A 15,927-nucleotide genomic window follows, 5' to 3' on the forward strand; every position below is an offset into this window, starting at 1 on the left:
TATCGAACCGCCGGCGATCAGACGTCGGGTCCGACGGTGGTGACGGGGACCGGAGCTTCGCGGACGACGCGCTGGGAGACGCTCCCGACGACGTTACGTTCGTATTCGTCACCGCTGGTCCCCATGACGATCAGATCGACGTCGGCGGTCTCGGCGTAGTCGACGATACGCTCGGCCGGGTTGCCGGTATCGACCGCCGTCGTCGTCTCGAGGCCGCGGTCCGCAGCGCGGGCCGCCGCGTCGTCGGCCGCCTCGCGGGCGGTCGCCTCGAGGTCGTCGCGGACGCGCTCGACGCGGTCGTCGTCGAGCACGAGGAACGCGCGGTCGTCGACGACCGAGAGGACGTGGAGGGCGGCGTCCCGCGTGGCCGCGGCGTCGATGGCGTGGGCAGCGACGGTCGCCGCGTGGTCGCTGCCGTCCGTCGGAAACAGGATCGTCTCGTACATCGCTGTCTATGCGATGGTCTCGAGCGGACGGCAAAAGCAGTTGCCCACGTTCTTTCCGCGCGGGAATACCGGCAGCGGGCTCAGATGCCCGGGATGCCGAGCGCGTCGGGCGTGACGAAGCCGACGACAGCCATCGCGTAGATGATTCCGACCGCGACGATCCACGCGACGAACCCGATCGCGGCCGCAGAGCCCCAGCCGCCCGGGTAGCGCCAGTTGATGACGCCGACCCAGATGATCAACATTAACAGGACGCCGAGGATGGGGACCCACCCGACGAAGAAGCTCGTGATCGCCCACGCGGCCGCACCGATGAGCGCGGTCACCGCCGCGTTCACGAAGCTCGCGTCCCTGTCTAACACCAGCCGCGCGCCTGCCAGGATCCCGATCGTTCCGACCAGTAAACTCAGGACGAAGATCAGGACGGAGTCTGCGGCAGCCATGTTAGGGTTTCCAGCTCAGTTCGATCTCGACTGTCTCACGGTTCCCGCGGAGCATCGAGGATCGCTCGACGGTCTCGACGGAGACGTCGATGTTGTGGGGCGGGTTGAGCGATACGTTCTTGTTCCCGACCCTGATCGAGACCTCCTCGCTCTCGCCCTCGAACTCCGTCGCGAGCTCTTGGAGGTATGCGGCGAGTTCCTCTCGCGGCAGCGTTTCATCGGCTGTCGTCCGTTGGGCCATACCTCACTATCGGACACCTACCCGCAAAAGTATGGAGCCTGAACATGTCGATACGTCGCTCTTACTCGATCGAACCGCACTGTAACGCTCGATTGACGGAAAAGGGGGCGATGAGACGAGAGGACGAGGTAAATATGTCGACACATTACCCGCCCGTGATCTCGGACGGGTTCGTCCCCGAAGCGGTTCGCGTGGCGGATCGGCCGAATCTCGATCGACAGACGGGTCTCACGGGAGCCGTCCAGTCGGCTATCGCGAGACGGAGACGGCAGTCTCGTGACTCGAGGGCCAGCGCCGGAGTTCCGTCTTCGGTGTCGATCCGCCCGAAAACTCCGGTGGCGCTCGCCGGACAAGCGTGGCTTTTTGACGACGGGGCGGGTAGCCGCCGACGATGGACGTCGCCGTCGGCATCGTCGCCCAACGTGACAACGAGCGTGCACAGGAACTCGCCGCGAGCCTCGTCGACGCCCTCGAGCGCGAGGGTGCCGCCGTCGTCGTCGACGAGGCGACCGGCGAGGCGGTCGAGGCGACCCCCGTTTCGGTCGCCGCGATGGCCGGTCGGGACCTCGTCGTAAGCATCGGCGGCGACGGGACGCTGTTGTTCGTCGCCCGCGAGGTCGGCTCGACGCCGATCCTCGGGGTCAATCTCGGCGAAGTGGGCTTTCTCAACGCCGTCGCGCCCGCGGACGCACTCGGCGTCGTCACCGATCTCGTGACAGAACTCGATCGAACGGGGGCCGTCGAGGGCCGAGAGTTATCGCGGCTGCAGGCGACCGGCGTCGACGGGGACTGGACGCTCGAGCCCGCGCTCAACGAGATCGTCATCCACGGCCCCCGGCGGGGTCACGGCGGCGGGGCAACCGTCGAAATCGGCGTCGACGGCCAACGGTACGCCGAGAGCCACGCGGACGGCGTTCTCGTGGCCACGCCGACGGGGTCGACCGCCTACAATCTGAGCGAGGGCGGACCGCTGATCCACCCCACGGCCGACGCGCTCGTCGTCACGCAGATGGCCGCGACCGAGCCGATGCCGCCGCTGGTAGTCGAACCGGATACCGAACTAACCCTCACCGTCACCGGGACCGACACCGCGTACGCGATCAGCGACGGGCGCAACCGGCAGCGACTCGAGCCCCCGGCCACGGTCTCGGTCTCGCTCGCGGCCGAATCCGTCACGCTCGCCGGGCCGCAGGCGAACTTCTTCGACGCCCTCGACAAACTCGAGTGAGTCGGTCGCGTCTACCGACGCCCGCCGGAGCCGTCGCCCTCGACGAGTCGTTCTAAGTGCTCCGGCGGGACCGCGCCGCGGGCAACGTGGCCGTCCGAGAGGAAGGTCGGAACACCGGTGATGCCCTTCTGCTGTGCTTCGGTGAACAGGTCCTCGAGTTCCGTCCGAAGGCCCTCGTCGGCGACCGCGTCGCGGATCTCGTCGGTCGGCAGATCGATGTCGTCAGCAAGGTCGGCCAACACGTCGACGTCGCCGATATCGCGTTCGTCCTGCCACAGCGCCGTGTAGATCGCGTCGTCGAACGCGGCCCACTGCTCGGGGTATTCCTGCTTGACGTACCACGACGCGACCTGCGCGTTGAACGAGTCGATGTCGGTCGCCATTTCGTGGGCCATCTCGACGCCGTACTCCTCTTGGAGCCGGCGGACGTTCTGTCTGGCCTGCTCGTAGTACTGGTCGTCTTTGCCGTCGTCTCCCTCCTGATCGATCGACCCGTCGGGATTCCGTTTCCCGTGTCGCAGGTCGAAGGGATGCCACTCGACGGTCAGCGGCTCGTCGCGCCCCTCGCGGTACTGCTCGAGCGAGCGCGTCCCCAGATAGCAGAACGGACAGACGTAGTCGGCGTAGATTTCGATGCGGTCGGTCGTCTCCGGTGCCGATCCGGTGTCAGCGTCGGCCATAGCGCCGCTAGGAATCCGTGACGGAAAAGTCGCCGGTCACCGGCAGTCGACGGGACGCGGCTCGAGACGAGGTGCGGACCCGGTCCGGCCGTCGGCATGTGACGGGCGAACCGACTCGTTCACCCGCTGCTCTCCGATCCGGTCGCCGGCGCGTCGGCGGCATCGGCGTCCGCGTCCGTCACGTCCGGCAAGTTCGGGTCCCGGTAGGGATTGCGCCCGTAGGCCGGCAGTTCGTCCTCGAGTTGGGACTTGAGAACGCGGCGCAGCCGGTTCAGGCTCGTCGTATCCAACCCGTAGTCGGCCGCGAGTCGCTTGAACGTCTCCTCGTCGGTGATGTCGTGAGCGCGGTACTGCCCGAACAGGTCCTCCATCCGGTCGGCCGAGAGCTCCTGTGCGTCGATGTCGTCCAGCCCGAAGTACTGCTGGCGGTCGACGTCGACGACGTGGCGGATCACCACCAGCGCGACCTTCTCGATCGCGCGCTGGCTCCCGAACTCGGTGAGGTCGATCTCGTCCATCACACCGAGTGCGAGATCGCGCTGCCACGGCGTCACCTCGAGGGCGTTACACAGCGCCTGCGTGGTTCGCAGCCGGTCGAGGTGGTGGGCGCGCTCGCTGTAGCCCGGCGTCGCCGCGTGCTGTTCGTCGTGGAGGCGACGGACGCTCTCGGAGAGGTCCGCGTCGGGCGATTCCGCGCGGCCGATGACCGTCGCGCTCGGCGTGACGACGCCCCACTGGCGGACCGTCGAATCGCGCTGGACGTCCGCTCGAGAGAGCGACCCGGACCCGGGCCGGGTCTCGAGGCGGCGCTCGCGCTCGGGAGCGGGGTCGACACCGTCCGCGGGCACGGCTCGCTCGGAATCTGGACCAGGGTCGGCACCGTCGTCTTGCATCGTCTGTCGCTCGGAGAGGGAGAGTGAAAAAGGCTCGCTCCTTTCAGTACACCAGTTCGACGGACAGACAGGTGTTCTAACAGGTATCGGAGCGAAACGCGTCTCGATCGATACCGGACACTATCGCTCGCTGCTCGAGACGAGTGGTCCGCGAAAAGCCCTTCGTAGCTTCACCTTGTGACCAGAGGCACTTAAAGAACGACCGCTCGAGTCAGTCGGCGTCGTGAGGAGGTGGGTGTTCGACCACTGCTATCGCGAGACGCGCCGCTATCCGGTCGAGACACAGTCGAGAAGGAACCGTTCTCCCGTCGTAGCTACACCTTGTAACCAGAGACACTTAAAGGAGCGACGCCGGCACGAGCTATCGGACCGCGGCGATCATCTCGTCGATGAAATCGTCCAATCGGTCGGTATCCGGGCCGTCTCGAGCGTGAGTGTCGGGATCGATCGCTTTCGGCGGATGTGCGAAGTCACGGCCGACGGCGTCGCCGATCTCGGTCGCGCCCTCGCCCGCCCGTTTCCGCTCGAGCAACTCGCGAGCGCGGTCGATCCGGTTGGCGTCGAACACCGCGGGTGCCTGCTCGCACAGGAAGGTCTCGAACTCGAGTGCGGGCAGGTCGTGTGTGCCGCGCTCGCCGGTCTCTTTGAGGTAGTAAGCGGACATGGCCGCCCGGCAGATCGTCAGGTTTCGCTTCACCGTCGGTTTGGTCTGGGTCTCACTGAACCGGTCGTCGTCGGCCGGGACCGTCATCGTCCCGTCGTCGGTTTCGACGGTGTACGCCTCGTCGTTCGACTCGAGGATCGGAAATAGCTCGTCGTCAGTGCTGACCAGATGGTGCGAGACGTACTTGCGGTAGTTGCTCGTCGCGATCCCGCGCCACGCGTGATAGAGGTCGATCGGATTGTACGCGCGTTCGATGTAGTCCGCGAGCGTAGCGGGGTCGTACGCGAGCCGGTAGCGGATGGGACTCCGCAGCAGGTCGAGCGCGCCGTCGTTCGAGTCGGCGAGCAGGCGCGCGAACGTCCGCACGTCCCAGCCCTGATACTCGAATTTGCCGCGGTCGTCGACGAGGGTTTCGGGCGCTCCCTCGAGGTGGGTGTACCGGCGCAGATCGGTCGGCGCGAAGACGAAGCCGACGTCGTAATCGCTGTCGGGACTCGCCGCGCCCCACGCGTGGCTCCCGCGGGCGACCGCCATCACGACCGCGATGTCGTGTTCGCGTTCGATCGCCGTCAGATGGTCGTCGACGGTTTCGTGGACGTGGGTCGGAACGGAAGCCATAGCTGTGGCTCGAGGGTATGGAAGTAAAACCCGAGAAGGCCGGGTGACGAATGCCCTTCGTAGCTTCACCTTGTGACCAGAGGCACTTAAAGAACGGTCGGCCCGCGGATGGTGTAGCCGACTAGAACATCTCAACCGATACTCGCTGTGCTTCCCATAGACATATATCTAATCCAACACACGAATGAGATAATGTCTGGAATGAGATAATGTCTGCCCTCCGATCCGTACTGCTCGAGTGGGATCTGAACCGGATTTCGAGAATACTCGTCGCCGGACTTGCCGTCTTCTTCGCACGCCGCGTCACGGACGGGTTTCTCACCGGATTGGGTGCGACGTTGCTCTTCCTGTTCGTGCTCGCCGTCGCGTGGGAGGCAGCGAAACGGATTGTCGGTGGCTCGAGCGACTCGTGAACCCGTTGTCGCTGGGACTGGCGCTTATTCCCAGTCGAACGAAGATCGAAACCCAGCGGCGTGACTATCGAGTGTGAGTTACTGACTGCAGAACGGCCGTCCTCCCGTCATAGCTCTACCTTGTGACCAGAGGCACTTAAAGAATCGACGGCTCGCCCGAGGCGGTATCGAGGGCGTCCCGTTCCCGAGCCAACAACTACTGGTTCCGAAAGGTTGAATCGCGCCCTCGCCTGAATGCGGGCAATGAGTCATCAGTTGCCGGACGTGCAAGCGACGTCGCCCGACGTGACCGTCGGCCTGAGTCAGGTCGGCGTCACCGGCGTCGACAAACTCGTCAAGATCGCCCGCGAGGACAAGCGACCGATCGTCCTCACCGCCGAGTTCGAAGTCTTCGTCGATCTCCCCGGCTGGCGCAAGGGCGCGGACATGAGCCGTAACATGGAGGTCATCGACGAGATTCTTGAAGACGCGACCCGCGAGGAGGCCTATCAGGTCGAAGAGGTCTGCGGCGAGGCCGCCGAACGACTGCTCGAGCGCCACGACTACACCTCGAAGGCGGAGGTCTCGATGGAGGCCGAGTTCATGCGCCGTGAACAGACCCCCGCCAGCGACCGCGAGACCCAACACACCGTCGACATCGTGGCCTCGGCGACGGCGACCGAGGAGGGCACCCGCGAGGAGATCGGCGCGCGAGTCACCGGCATGACGGTCTGTCCCTGCTCGCAGGGGATGTCGACCGCCCGCGCAAAACAGACCCTCGAGGACTTAGGCGTCGAGGAGGAGACGATCACGGAGTTCCTCGATGAGGTGCCACAGCCGGGTCACTCCCAGCGGGGGCACGCGACGCTGACCGTCGAAGCCAACGGCGATCCATCGGTCGATCTGAACGACGTCATCGACATCGCCCGGGACTCGATGAGCGCCCGGATCTACAACCTCGCCAAGCGACCCGACGAGGACCACATGACCTACGCGGCCCACGCCGACGCGAAGTTCGTCGAGGACTGCGTGCGGGCGTTAGCCGAGGGTGTCGTCGACGAGTTCGATCACCTCGACGACGACGCGGTGATCACGATGAGCCAGTCCAACGACGAGTCGATCCACCAGCACAACGCCCACGCCGAGCGCGTCGTCGAGATGGGGACGCTGCGCGAGGAAGTCGGCAACTAGAACTGGAGCGGGTCCGCTTCGTCCCACCGCGGGACGAACTCGTCGTGGACGTTCGCCGCGAACTCGGGATCTTTGAGATCGATCATGCCGAAGGCCTCACCCGAGGTGAGGGGATTCGGCACCTGAATGCAGATCTCGACGCCGTCGATGATGTTGAACGAGCCCGTCACGTCGTCGTGCGTGCGAACCTCGAAGTCGTCGAGTTGCTGTAGGGTCTCCCGGTAGCGCTTGCCCACCTCTTCGGACATCGAGGCGACCATCTCGCGGGTCATCAGGAGTTTGACGGAGACGCCGCGATCGATCGCGTCCTCGAGTTGGGCGTTGATCTCCTCGCTGACCGCTTGGATGTCCCACTGCGGGGAGGGGTGGGACGATACCATCACGATATCGCGGTCGGCTGCTGCCAGCCGCTCTAAGAGCAGGTCCATCGTCTCCTCGGGGCCGACGGCGGCAGTCCAGAACTGTTCTTCGACCGGCTCGGCCGCGTCGAGTTCGTCGGACAGATCGTCGACGATCGACTCGTACTGGTCTGCCTTCTCCTCGAGTTCGCGTTTCTTGTCCTCGAGCAAGCGATCGAGCGCCGTCGAGGGTTCGACGGCGACGTACTTCTTCGGCCGGCTCGCGGTCTGACTCCGGACGAGGTTGTACTGTTCGATGCTGTTGAGCACGTCGTAGATCCGCCCCATCGGCACGTCGCTCGCCCGCGACAACTCCTTGGCCGTTGTGGGGCCAGTGGTAAGCAGCGAACGATAGGCTCGAGCCTCGTACTCGGAGAGCCCGAGATCCCTGAGAGTAGCCATGTGCGAACGCAACCCACTGGAGAAACATAAACGCTGTGGTAGTTTGGCGATCGGACGGGTTCGACCGGTAGGAGCCTAGTATCAGTCGTGAATCGTCTGGACGCGTTCACTCAACTCGTCGGGAGTTTCGGCGGGAGCCGACACGTGGTCGCCGCGTTCGACCCGTGCGGTCCCCGGTTCGAGGTCGTCCGCGTCGGGGACAACGACCTTCTCGTGGTCTGCGAGTCGGAGCGCCGCGCGGTGGAGATCCGAACCGGGGTCGGCGGCCACCCGGATCACCAGCGGCCCCTCGAGCAGCCGGGAGACGGCGGTCGCGTAGCGGGCGATCTGGACGCCGAATCGGTCGCTGGCCCCGGCGAACGCCTCGAGGGTTTCCCGCGCGAACTCGCGGTAGCGGTCGTCGCCGGTGAGAACCGCCAGATCGATCAGGGCGTCGGCGAACGCGACGTTCGCGTCGAGCGGACGCAGCGGGCGGTCACAGAGGCCGACCCCCTCGGCGGGGCCGTCGAGGAACGAGTCCTCGTCGTGGAGCCGATCGATCGTCGCCTCCGCGACGGCCGTCGCGTCCGAGAGTGCATCGGGCTCGAGCGTGCTCGCAGCTGTCGTCAGCGCCGCCAGCGTGCGCGCCTGATTCGTCAAGAGCGGGACTGCCTCGCCGTCAGCGTCGCGTTCGACGGACTCCTCGCGTGCGTGGGCGACGACGCCATCCTCGTCGAGCAGGTCCTCGCGGAGCGTCGCGAGCGCGCGTTCGGCGTACCGGCGGGCGCGTTCGTCGTCGGTGTAGGCGTAGTACGTGAGCAGCCCCTCGATGGCCAGCGCGTTCGGGCCGGCGAAGACGCCCTCGTCGATCGGCGGCTCGGCGGCGGCCGCCCGATCGGTCGCGTCGAGGCTGTACGCGTCGTCCTCACCGGGTGCCTGACTGTTCGCGAAGGCGTCGGCCTCGTCGTTCCACAGCGTCGTCGTCAGGAACTCGACCGTACGCTCTGCGGGGTTTCGGTACTCGTCTTTCCCGGTGTGGAGATAGGCGTTGGCGAACGCGCGCACTAACGCGGCGTTGGAGTCCAGTAGCTTCTCGCGCTGGAGCCCCGACCAGTCGCGGTCGGTCGCGAAGCGATAGAAGCCGCCGTCGTACTCGTCTAACAGGTTCGCGCCGACCGCGTCGTACGAGCGCAGCGCCATCTCCCGGTCCCGCTTGAGCGCGAACTCGAGGGCGTCTGGCAGCGGGAACTTCGGGGTCTGTCCCCAGCCGCCGGCGGTCTCGTCGTACGTGTCGGTGAGGTGGCCGAGCATGCCCTGCTCGATCTCGGCGGTCAGCTCGCCCGCGGGCGGGTTGTCCTCCCGGAGCGGGCGCGGAACACGGGCCGCGCCGCTTCCCTTCGTCTCCCACATGGTCCGGACGCTGTCGAGGACCTGTCGCATCCCGTCGGGACCGAGGTAGCCCGCGCCGGTCAGGACCCTTCCATCGGGCGCCAGAAAGACCGTCGACGGAAAGCCGCCCATGTTGTACCGATCGCGGACCCGCGGGTGCCGATCCACGTCGACCCGCACGGGAACGAAACTGTCGTTGAGGTTGGCCGCGATGCGGGGTTCCGAATAGGTCTCCTCGTCCATCTCGTGGCAGTGATCGCACCACGTCGCGGTCAGCGAGAGCAAGACGGGGCGGTCGGCCGCCGCGGCGTCCTCGAAGGCCTCCGGTCCCCAGTCGCGCCACTCGACGCGGGTCGTATCGTCCATACCGGACCGACGAACGTGGCGAGGGTAAGCCCTTCGTTCGTACACGGCACGGCCGGTCGGCTCCGGCCTCGAGTCGTGCGACTCCGTTTCTGGAACGAGAGTAAAAGATTTTCACCGTTCGGCGACTAGATCGGACTATGCTCCGGTGGATCTTCGCGCTGTTGCTCATTCCGTTTCTCGACGCCGTGTTGCTCGCGGTCGTCGTCACCCAGTTCGGCTTCCTCAGCTGGGTCGGGATGATCCTGCTCGTCGTTCTGACCGGCCTGATCGGCATGCTCCTCGTCCGCGCCGAGGGCCGGCGGACGATACGAAAGATGCAGCGGACGATGGCCGAGGGCAAGCCGCCGACCAACGAACTGCTCGACGGCGGGCTCCTGATCGCCGCCGGCGCGTTCCTGCTGACCCCCGGGCTCGTCACCGACGCCATCGGCTTCCTGCTCGCCGTTCCGCTGACGCGGATCCCGATCCGCGCCGTGCTCAAACGCTACGTGATCGTCCCGTATGCGGACAAGAAAACCGGCGGGTTCGCCAGCGGACAGGTCTGGACGTTCGGTTTCCCGAACGAGGGCGCGTCGGGTGGAGAGACCGCCTCGAGCGGCGGCGAGACGTACGACCTCGGCGACGACGCCTACACCGTCGATGGCGAGGGCTCCGAAGACGCTTACACGATCGACTTCGGCGACGAACGCACGGACGACGTGGACGACGAACGAGACGACGATCCCCTCGCTCGGTAGCGATTCGCACGGGTCCGAAAGAAAGAAACGCTTAAACGTCCCACCGAGCAACTATCGAGTGCGAAGGAAGGCAGTGCGGGCCAATAGCTCAATTAGGTTGAGCGCCACTCTGATAAGGTGGAGGCTCTCGGTTCAAATCCGAGTTGGCCCATACTTTTGCGGCGAGCAACTTCGTGAGCCGGGAGTGTGTGCTGCCGCGAGGATTTGAATTACGCGAGTCGCAGGCCCGGGAAGCGAGTGTAACGAGCGACCCGGAACGTCTCGAGGTGGGTCAAATCCGAGTTGGCCCATTTTTGCTGCGAACAACGCGAATGTAGTGAGCTGTGAGCAGCAGAGGTACACTCGCGAGCGCAGCCAGTAGGGCCGTCCGCAACCGGGTCGGACCGATGGGAGCCCGCTCAGTTTCTGAACAGTTTGTAGATACTCGATACTGTCAGGTCTGACTCACAGTCGTTGATATCTAATCGGGTATACCGATCAACTCCGCTATGTTACACGTAGTGAAACCAATGTCTGGAACTCGGTTCTGATCCGTACACACAGAGATATCACTATTAGACACAATATGATTTCTATATGGTTGATATCCGAAATCGCGAAACGTACGATACAATAGGGGAACGAGTACCATCGAAAGTCCGGGAGATCGATCGCTCCGGATCGCGTTAGACGCGGCGGTTTGCGCTTCGAGCAGACGATCAGTGAGGCCGTCTATATGTTATGTATGGAACGGAGCGATACATATATGCCGTGTTTAATCACAAAACAGAATTTGAAGGAGGTTTTCTCCGATTTTGTCCAGCAAACGATTCGCTTCGATCCTGTCCGTCTCTCCGAGAGAGCAACCGATTCAGAGGGTATTCCATCGATAAGAATTTCGACCTCGAGAGATGAAATACTGGAACAGTAGTACTGTTGTCTATATATTTGAGTCGATAGGATTAGTTACATACCATATTACATACTTTTCAAATCCGCAGCGCTACCAACCGTGGAACGGTCCCGATATTCCTTCTTACTGATAGTCGATAGCAATCCACCCTAGTCCCGATGCAAGGTGATCGATTAGACAACTTCCGCTCGAGACAGTACAGACAGAACAGATCAGAGCCATAGTTTTTCTAACCATTCTGCCAACATTCATTGGAGAGTTAGTCGTCATGGTGCGTGTGACATTCCCGCTCGAGCGCAATCGGTTCGTAGGGACGATGCGAGAACAGGCCGAAATAGGTGGGACCGACAACGGCGGCCTTCATCGAGTGGCACTGAGCGACGAGGATAAAGCCGTCCGCGACTGGTTCGTAACGCAACTCGAGGACGCCGGCCTCGCCGTTCGGATCGACGAGTTCGGAAATATATTCGGCCGCAGAGATGGGCGCCGGAACGTCGAGCCCGTTCTCGTCGGATCGCACCTCGACTCCCAGCCCAACGGCGGGATCTACGACGGCGCGTTAGGCGTCGTCGCCGCGCTGGAGTTCGTCCGCGAACTGAACGAACGAGAGGTGGAGACGGAGCGTCCCGTCGAGATCGTCAACTGGACGAACGAGGAGGGATCGCGGTTCCAGCCGGTGTTACAGGGCAGCGGCGTCTGGGCCGGCGTTATCGACCTCGAGGAGGAGTACGCCAAGACTGACGAGAACGGGCGGACAGTAGAGTCGGAGCTCGAGCGGATCGGGTATAAGGGCGACCATCCGGCGGCCCCCGCCGAAGCGTACGACTCCTATCTCGAACTCCACATCGAACAGGGACCGTCTCTCGAAGAGACCGGCGCGGATGTCGGCGTCGTCACCGGTATCGTCGGACTCACGTGGGGCGAAGTGACTTTTCGCGGCGAGGCGAGCCACTCGGGTGCGACGCCGATGCACCACCGCAGCGACGCGCTCGTCGCGGCTTCGGATCTCGTTACGCAGGTACGTCGAATTCCCAACGCGATCGGCGAACGGACCGTCGGGACCGTCGGCTCCGTTGACGTTCAGCCGAACTCGATCAACGTCGTTCCCGGCGAGGTGACGGTCAGCTACGGGTTCCGCGATCCTGAGTCATCAGTGATCGACCGTGCCGAGAAACGCGTGCAACGAGAAGCGGCCGCCGCTGCCGACCGCGAAGGCGTCGCGTACGACCACGAGGACCGCGCGCGAGCCGAGCCCGTCTCGTTCGACGACCGGTGCGTCGACGCGGTCGAACGCGCGGCGGCGGCGCACAACTACGAGACGAGGCGGTTGTTCAGCGGCGGCGTCCACGACGCGACCCACGCTACCGAGGTGTGCGACGCCGGCATGGTGTTCGCCGTCAGCGAAGACGGTAAGAGCCACACCGAAGACGAGTTCACCAGTTGGGACGACTGTTACAGCGCCGCGAACACCCTCGCGTCGGCCGCACTCGCGCTGGCGAACGACGACGCGTGAGTCGATAGTACCCGCGCTGTCTCGAGGTGGACGTCCCCGACCCCCCGCTCGAACTAGTGCATCGCGTCGCCGCCGTCCGGGCTGAGCGTCTGTCCGGTGTAGTAGTCGCCTCCGTCGCCGGCGAGGAAAGCAGCCGTCGGTGCGATATCCTCGACCTGTCCCAGTCGGCCCATCGGGAGCTCCGCTTCCTTGTTCTCGCGCCACTCCGCGGAAATGTCGTCGAGCAGGTCGGTTTCGACCGGGCCGGGCGCGATGGCGTTGACGGTGACCGCGGGGGACACTTCCCGCGCGAGCGCCCGCGTCATCGCGATGACGCCCCCCTTCGCGGCGGAATAGTGGACCAGTTCCTCGCCGCCTTTGATTCCCAGTTGGGAGGCAACGTTGATGATCCGGCCATCTCCCTGCTCGAGCATGCCCGGCAGCGCGAATCGGGTCGTCAGGAACACGCCGCGGAGGTCGACGGCGATCGTTTCGTCCCACGTGTCGACCGACATCTCAACGAGTTCCGACTGCGTGAGGATTCCGGCGTTGTTCACCAACACGTCGACGGCGCCCTCCCGCGCTTCGAACTCGTCGATCATCTCACGAACGTCGTCTTCGTCGCTGACGTCGCCCGGTAAGACGAACGCATCGCCCTCTGTCGTCTCGACGCTCTCGACGACCTCCCGACCGTATTTCGCGGATTCGTCCGGGTGGCGGTTGACTGCGACGGTCGCACCCGCGTCCGCTAATTCCTCGACGATGCCGCGGCCGATACCTCGGCTCCCGCCGGTAACCAACGCCGACTTGTCGCTGAGCTCTCCCATTACGAGTGTCCATGCTAGTCTGTCTCTTATAGTTACGGGTCCGTCGAATCGTACCGTGCCGCCGGCACCTCCACGAGAGAAAGGCCGTCTCGAGACCCGAAACTGGCTTTCGACTCGGGTTACCGCTCCGAGTCGAGAGCGAACGGCGGCAGTCGGCGGGCGAGGCGGCGTCCGGACGATCCATCAGGACGTTCGTTTCGATCTGTACGGTCCGCGGTAGATGCCGGAGATTCGACGTGATTGCTCTCATTGGTCTCGATCCCGCGACGAGACACCGGCAAATCTCGGCCGAATCCGATACACCCATATGGTTCGGTAATACATCACATGCTATGGGCTCGACAGACATTCGATTAGAGTCGGTAGACATCTCGTTCCGGAACGAGCAGGTCCTCGAGGACGTCCATCTGGACGTCGACGAGGGGGAGTTCTGCGTCATCGTCGGTCCGAGCGGCTGCGGCAAGAGCACGCTCCTCCAGAGCATCGCCGGGCTGACGGAACCCGATCGCGGTCGCGTCTTCATCGACGGCACGGACGCGGCGGAGCTGTCCGTCCAAGACCGGGAACTGGGGTACGTGTTCCAAGAGTTCGAAGACGCGCTGTTCCCACACATGACCGTCGGCGAGAACGTCGCCTTCGGCGTCCGACAGCAAGACGAGGCGATCGACGAGGAAGAGCTACAGCGGAAGATCGACGAGATGCTCGAGTTGCTGGCGATCGGGGACACGAAAGACGATCCCCCATCGGAACTCAGCGGGGGGCAACAACAGCGGGTCGAACTCGCACGACAACTCATTCGCGAGTGTGACACGATGTTGCTCGACGATCCGCTCGCCGACCTCGATTACAAACTCCAGAAGCAGATGGAACTCGAGATCCGTCGGCTCCACGAGGATCTCGGGAGTACGTTCGTCTACGTCACGCACAACCAGGACCAAGCGCTGAAATTGGCGGACAAGATCGTCGTGATGAACGAGGGTCGCATCGAACAGATCGGAACGCCGTCCGACGTGTACCACCACCCGAAAACGGCGTTCGTCGCCCGCTTCCTCGGCGACAACAACGCCGTGGACGGGGAGGTCGCCGAGACCGATTCCGACGGCTGTACCGTCGACACCGCCTTCGGCCGCGTCGCGGCGGAGAACGTCAACGACGCGGCGAGCGGCGATACGGGGCTCCTACAGATCCGCCCGGTCAACGTCGCGATCGGCGACGACGCGGTCGGCCTCGATAACGAGTTCGAGGCGACCCCGATGGGGAGTACGTATATGGGCGAGACGACGGAGATCGCCGTCTCGATCGAGGAGAACGACTTCTACGCCATCGTTCCCGGAAAGGCCGAGGTCGGCGAGTACGACGAGACGGTTCGAGTCGGCTGGGACCGTGAGGATGCACAGTTCTTCACCGAAATGAGTGCCACCGAGACCGAAACCGCCAGCGATATTCTGAAACTATGACCGTAGCACAAAACGCGACGTCCGCGGCCGAATCGACGGAAACCGACACGATACTCGAGGTAAACGATCTGACGAAGGTGTACCCCGACGGGACCGTCGCCGTCGAGGACATCAGCTTCGAGATCGAACGGGGCGACTTCTGCGTCCTGATCGGTCCGAGCGGCTGCGGGAAGTCCACGACGCTTCACTCGCTGGTCGGCCGGTTCCCGATCACCGAGGGCGAAGTGATCCTCGCGGACGAGGACATCACCCACGCGGAAACCCACCAGCGCGACATCGGCCTCGTCTTTCAGGACTTCCAGCTGTTCCCTCACCTGACGGTCGAAGAGAACATCAGGTACGGGCTCGAGCAACTCGGTCTCCCCGAGGACGAGCAGACCGAGCGCGTCGACGAGATGGTCGAGATCATGCGGCTCGACGAGATGCGCGACCGGTCGCCAGAGGAGCTCTCGGCCGGGCAGAAACAGCGGGTGGCGCTGTCGCGAAGCCTCGTGTTAGAGCCCCAGCTACTGTTGCTCGACGAGCCGCTCGGCGACATGGACTACAAGCTTCAAAAGCGCATGGAGCGGGAGCTGCTCCGGATCCACCGAGAGATGGACACGACATTCGTCTACGTGACCCACGACCAGACGCAGGCGATGCGGCTGGCCGACCAGATCATCGTCATGAACGATGGGAAGATCGAACACTCTGGCTCGACCGACGAGGTCTACAACGCGCCGAACACCGCGTTCGTCTCCACGTTCGTCGGGGACTCGAACGTGTTCACCGGCGAGCTGGTCGACATCAGCGACGACGGCACTCGAGCCACGCTCCAGACCCCCTTCGGCGCGTTCACGGCGTCGACGGCGAACCTCCACTCCGCGCCCGACTCGCTTTTGGGCGAGCAGATTCCGTTCTCGGTGCGCCCGCAGTACCTCGAGATCGGCGCGGACGGCGAGAACGTGCTCGCGTGTGACGTCAATGACGTCATCCACCAGCCCGGAGCCGGGACGCAGGTCCTGCTCACGGCGACGAACGACGCCGGGGAGACCACGGAACTACAGTTGAAAAGCCACGAGATCATCGATGTCGAAACCGATACCGTCGACATCACGTGGCGGCCCGAACACGCCACGCTCCTCGAGCAGATCAGCGTCTTGCCCGACGTCGACCTCAGCGAGGACGTCTTGGGAGAATAACGGAGTCGTCT

At 64.1% G+C, this 15,927-nt stretch carries 16 protein-coding genes and 1 tRNA gene; 8 read left to right on the forward strand and 9 right to left on the reverse strand.

The features are described 5' to 3' along the window. Window positions 1-17: 17 nt before the first annotated feature. The 3 genes from ACT4ML_RS09500 to ACT4ML_RS09510 form a co-directional block, all read right to left on the reverse strand. Window positions 18-446, reverse strand: coding sequence for a universal stress protein (locus ACT4ML_RS09500; RefSeq protein ID WP_444720644.1), 429 nt, complete (start codon window positions 444-446; stop codon window positions 18-20). A gap of 80 nt (window positions 447-526) precedes the next feature. Continuing rightward, window positions 527-889: a hypothetical protein gene (locus ACT4ML_RS09505; protein ID WP_444720645.1), complete on the reverse strand. Its 363-nt coding sequence runs from the start codon at window positions 887-889 to the stop codon at window positions 527-529. A 1-nt stretch (window position 890) separates the two neighbouring features. Beyond that, complete coding sequence (locus ACT4ML_RS09510; protein WP_444720646.1) at window positions 891-1,130, reverse strand: amphi-Trp domain-containing protein; 240 nt, start codon at window positions 1,128-1,130, stop codon at window positions 891-893. A 391-nt stretch (window positions 1,131-1,521) separates the two neighbouring features. Between ACT4ML_RS09510 and ACT4ML_RS09515 the strand changes: the two genes are divergently transcribed. Then, window positions 1,522-2,358 carry an NAD(+)/NADH kinase gene (locus ACT4ML_RS09515; RefSeq protein ID WP_444720647.1) on the forward strand — a complete coding sequence of 279 codons (837 nt, stop codon included), beginning with the start codon at window positions 1,522-1,524 and terminating at the stop codon, window positions 2,356-2,358. 11 nt (window positions 2,359-2,369) lie between these two features. On the opposite strand, the gene ACT4ML_RS09520 is transcribed toward ACT4ML_RS09515, so the two are convergent. The 3 genes from ACT4ML_RS09520 to ACT4ML_RS09530 all read right to left on the reverse strand — a co-directional run bounded on the left by ACT4ML_RS09520 (window position 2,370) and on the right by ACT4ML_RS09530 (window position 5,213). Beyond that, a complete protein-coding gene (locus tag ACT4ML_RS09520; protein WP_444720648.1) occupies window positions 2,370-3,038 on the reverse strand; it encodes a DsbA family oxidoreductase in 669 nt (222 codons plus the stop codon). Window positions 3,039-3,157: 119 nt separating this feature from the next. Beyond that, window positions 3,158-3,931: a DNA-directed RNA polymerase subunit epsilon gene (locus tag ACT4ML_RS09525; RefSeq protein ID WP_444720649.1), complete on the reverse strand. Its 774-nt coding sequence runs from the start codon at window positions 3,929-3,931 to the stop codon at window positions 3,158-3,160. Window positions 3,932-4,292: 361 nt separating this feature from the next. Then, window positions 4,293-5,213 (reverse strand): nucleotidyltransferase domain-containing protein, encoded by a 921-nt coding sequence (locus ACT4ML_RS09530; RefSeq protein WP_444720650.1) that lies wholly within the window; start codon window positions 5,211-5,213, stop codon window positions 4,293-4,295. A 209-nt stretch (window positions 5,214-5,422) separates the two neighbouring features. Here ACT4ML_RS09530 and ACT4ML_RS09535 point away from each other — a divergent pair, with 209 nt between their 5' ends. Both ACT4ML_RS09535 and mptA read left to right on the forward strand, forming a co-directional pair. Then, on the forward strand, window positions 5,423-5,626 hold the full coding sequence (locus ACT4ML_RS09535; RefSeq protein ID WP_444720651.1) for a hypothetical protein: 204 nt from the start codon (window positions 5,423-5,425) through the stop codon (window positions 5,624-5,626). Between the two features lie 243 nt (window positions 5,627-5,869). Further along, window positions 5,870-6,796 (forward strand): GTP cyclohydrolase MptA, encoded by a 927-nt coding sequence (gene mptA / locus ACT4ML_RS09540; protein ID WP_444720652.1) that lies wholly within the window; start codon window positions 5,870-5,872, stop codon window positions 6,794-6,796. Here mptA and ACT4ML_RS09545 read toward each other — a convergent pair. Further along, window positions 6,793-7,596 carry a TrmB family transcriptional regulator gene (locus tag ACT4ML_RS09545; RefSeq protein WP_444720653.1) on the reverse strand — a complete coding sequence of 268 codons (804 nt, stop codon included), beginning with the start codon at window positions 7,594-7,596 and terminating at the stop codon, window positions 6,793-6,795. The two genes, mptA and ACT4ML_RS09545, sit on opposite strands and share 4 nt — an antisense overlap. 81 nt (window positions 7,597-7,677) lie before the next feature. Next, window positions 7,678-9,330, reverse strand: a complete 1,653-nt coding sequence (locus ACT4ML_RS09550; protein WP_444720654.1) for a DUF255 domain-containing protein — start codon at window positions 9,328-9,330, stop codon at window positions 7,678-7,680. Window positions 9,331-9,467: 137 nt separating this feature from the next. On the opposite strand from ACT4ML_RS09550, the gene ACT4ML_RS09555 reads away from it, so the two are divergent. The 3 genes from ACT4ML_RS09555 to ACT4ML_RS09565 all read left to right on the forward strand — a co-directional run bounded on the left by ACT4ML_RS09555 (window position 9,468) and on the right by ACT4ML_RS09565 (window position 12,472). After that, window positions 9,468-10,067: an FxsA family protein gene (locus ACT4ML_RS09555; protein ID WP_444720655.1), complete on the forward strand. Its 600-nt coding sequence runs from the start codon at window positions 9,468-9,470 to the stop codon at window positions 10,065-10,067. A gap of 77 nt (window positions 10,068-10,144) precedes the next feature. Further along, a tRNA-Ile gene (locus tag ACT4ML_RS09560) sits at window positions 10,145-10,218 on the forward strand. 1,009 nt (window positions 10,219-11,227) lie between these two features. Continuing rightward, window positions 11,228-12,472 carry a M20 family metallo-hydrolase gene (locus tag ACT4ML_RS09565; protein ID WP_444720656.1) on the forward strand — a complete coding sequence of 415 codons (1,245 nt, stop codon included), beginning with the start codon at window positions 11,228-11,230 and terminating at the stop codon, window positions 12,470-12,472. Between the two features lie 53 nt (window positions 12,473-12,525). Here ACT4ML_RS09565 and ACT4ML_RS09570 read toward each other — a convergent pair whose 3' ends face one another. Next, window positions 12,526-13,278 carry a 3-oxoacyl-ACP reductase family protein gene (locus ACT4ML_RS09570; RefSeq protein ID WP_444720657.1) on the reverse strand — a complete coding sequence of 251 codons (753 nt, stop codon included), beginning with the start codon at window positions 13,276-13,278 and terminating at the stop codon, window positions 12,526-12,528. Window positions 13,279-13,610: 332 nt separating this feature from the next. On the opposite strand from ACT4ML_RS09570, the gene ACT4ML_RS09575 reads away from it, so the two are divergent. Next, window positions 13,611-14,735, forward strand: a complete 1,125-nt coding sequence (locus ACT4ML_RS09575) for an ABC transporter ATP-binding protein (protein ID WP_444720658.1) — start codon at window positions 13,611-13,613, stop codon at window positions 14,733-14,735. Then, the gene (locus ACT4ML_RS09580; RefSeq protein WP_444720659.1) at window positions 14,732-15,916 is read left to right on the forward strand and encodes an ABC transporter ATP-binding protein; all 1,185 of its coding nucleotides are present in this window, start codon (window positions 14,732-14,734) and stop codon (window positions 15,914-15,916) included. The genes ACT4ML_RS09575 and ACT4ML_RS09580 overlap by 4 nt, the downstream gene beginning before the upstream one ends. The last annotated feature ends 11 nt before the right edge of the window (window positions 15,917-15,927 follow it).

It is taken from the genome of Natrinema sp. LN54 (genome assembly GCF_052439245.1).
In the GTDB taxonomy this organism is placed as follows: Archaea; Halobacteriota; Halobacteria; order Halobacteriales; family Natrialbaceae; genus Natrinema; species Natrinema versiforme_A.